Below are 2,259 nucleotides of genomic sequence, written 5' to 3'. Positions count from 1 at the left end.
ATAGGCCACTGTGCGGAAGCGCCCCGCCAGCCGCAATATGCCGATCGGCGCGCCGTTCACCTTGAAGAGCAGCGTGGTCGAGTAGATGAGGATGAGCGCGTGGATCTCGCGCGACCAGCCATAGAACTGGCCAGCCGCGAATATGAGTGCGATCGCAAGGATCCAGCTCGCGCAGGCCGCGCTGAAATCGAGCAGATAGCCGAACTTGCACAGCGCGGCGAAGTCGTCGTCGCGCCCCGCCTCTTCCAGCCCCGCGCCGAAGCGGATCACGGGCTGCCATGATTGAAAGCTGATCAGCAGCTCCATGGCCTGTGCGAAACTGATAATCAGCGCCAGCATGCCATATTGGCTCGGTCCCAGCGCCCGCGCGCTCAGCGCGACCACGCCCAGGCCCAGAAACAGCGTGAAGACGTTGCCCGACAGCAGGTGTCCGACATTCACAAAGCGCGCACGCGTCGGTCCCGCCGCGAGGATCTTGAACGCGCCTATCGCATCGGTCAGCCGCATGGTCGATCAGCCCCCACGCGGGTCGGCCTCATATGACATCTGTCCACGCCAATCCTGCCTGCCCCATGACGCCATTGTCTCGCAAAATGACGTGCAAGGCGCACCGGGCACCGGACTTACCTCGAAATTGCCGCGGCGGCTGGCCTCAGCGCTGTACGGCGAACAACGCCACGCCCGCATATTTCTCGTCGGCGGCATCAAAGCCCGGTTCGGGTTCGAAAAAGGCGTCGTCGAGCGCGAGATCGTTCAACCCGGCAAGCTTGAAGGTGCCGATCTTGATTTCGCGCGGGGGCTTGCCATCGCGCGAAACGGTGACCGCGTCGATGAACAACTCGTCATGGCGCGTGTAAAGGATATGCGGCGCCAGCTTGACGGTTCCGCGATTATAGATGGCCGTGACGCATTTCCTGAGCGCGATGGCCTCGAGCAGCAGCTTGTTGGAACTCATGCCGCCAAGATGACCCGCGATCATGTGCTGTGCAACGATTTTGTGCGTCGCAGCATCGCTTTCCGGCCATTCTGCCAGAAATGTTGCGCGCCCCTTGCGCCGCTCGTCCGCCTTTTGCAGTGTCGCGCGCAACAGGGAGGAATGGTTTGATGATCATACGTTTGCTGGGCGTCTCGGCGCTCGCGCTTGCCGCACCGGTCCATGCGGAAACGCAGGTCATCCATGCCGGACGCGTGATCACCGCCGCAGGCAGCGCGCCGCTCGGCGAATCGACGATTACGGTCACCGACGGGCGCATCGTCTCGATCGCGCCGGGGCATGCGCCCGTACCCGCGGGGGCTACGGAGATAGATCTTTCAGGCAAGACCGTGCTGCCAGGGCTGATCGACATGCACGTCCACCTTTCGGGCGATCCGGGCGGGGATTTCTGGAAGGAAGCGGTCGAGCCCGACGAATGGGGCGTCGTGGTCGGCGCCAGGAACGCACTGAAGACGGTGCGCGCGGGCTTTACCACGGTGCGCGACCTGGGCTCCGCACGCGAGGTCGGCTTCGTGCTCAGCCGGGGCACCGCCGAGGGCATGATCCCGGGGCCACGTATCGTCTCGTCCGGCCCCGCCATCTCGATCATCGGCGGGCACGGCGATGTCTCGGGCTTCCGTCCCGAGGTCAACGCGGTGCTCGACGCGGGCAACACCTGTACGGGCGCCGAACAATGCGCGGCGCGCGTACGCGAGGCGTCGAAAAACGGTGCCGACGTCATCAAGATAACCGCGACTGGCGGCGTGCTGTCGCAGCAGGGGCGCGGCCTTGGCCAGCACTTCACCGAGGCCGAGATGAAGTCGATCGCCGATACCGCGCATAGCCTGGGTCTTCGTGTGGCCGCGCATGCGCACGGCGCGCGCGGGATCGAAAGCGCAGCGCGGGCGGGCATCGACACGATCGAACATGGCACCTTCGCGGATGCCGCCGCAATCAAGGTCATGAAAGAAAAGGGCACCGCCTATGTGCCCACGCTGATGGCCTTCACCGGAATCGGAGACCGGCTGGGCAAGGGCGTCTACACGCCCACGGTCGAGGCGAAGGTGCGCGAGACGCTGGGCAATGTCGGCAAGGCATTGAATGCCGCGCACAAGGCGGGGGTGACGATCGTGTTCGGCACGGATGCTGCAGTCTACGAGCATGGCCGCAATGCCGAGGAGTTCGCCAGGATGGTCGAACTGGGCGGGTTGACCCCGGCCGAAGCGCTGGCGAGCGCGACCACCACGGCGGCGAAACTGCTCGATATGGAGAGCGAGATCGGCCGG

Annotated in this window: 3 protein-coding genes; 1 reads left to right on the top strand and 2 read right to left on the bottom strand. The window is 64.8% G+C overall.

What is annotated here, in order from left to right; all coding sequences use genetic code 11:
* The coding region (locus MKI88_RS21355) for a lipopolysaccharide biosynthesis protein (protein WP_407073399.1) at positions 1-507 on the bottom strand (507 nt) is incomplete at its 3' end.
* 145 nt (positions 508-652) lie between these two features.
* Positions 653-955: a hypothetical protein gene (locus MKI88_RS21350; protein ID WP_241633564.1), complete on the bottom strand. Its 303-nt coding sequence runs from the start codon at positions 953-955 to the stop codon at positions 653-655.
* Between the two features lie 149 nt (positions 956-1,104).
* Here MKI88_RS21350 and MKI88_RS21345 point away from each other — a divergent pair.
* Positions 1,105-2,259: amidohydrolase family protein (locus MKI88_RS21345; RefSeq protein ID WP_241633563.1), on the top strand; the 1,155-nt coding region annotated here is incomplete at its 3' end.

It is taken from the genome of Sphingomonas sp. LaA6.9, from assembly GCF_022601895.1.
GTDB lineage: Bacteria > Pseudomonadota > Alphaproteobacteria > Sphingomonadales > Sphingomonadaceae > Sphingobium_A.
The sequence above is the reverse complement of the archived record's forward strand: the minus strand, read 5'-3'. Positions and strand labels throughout refer to the sequence as shown.

Coding starts and splice junctions, on each gene's coding strand:
- MKI88_RS21350 (WP_241633564.1), bottom strand. CDS start 955: ATGAGTTCCAACAAGCTGCTGCTCGAGGCCATCGCGCTCAGGAAATGC.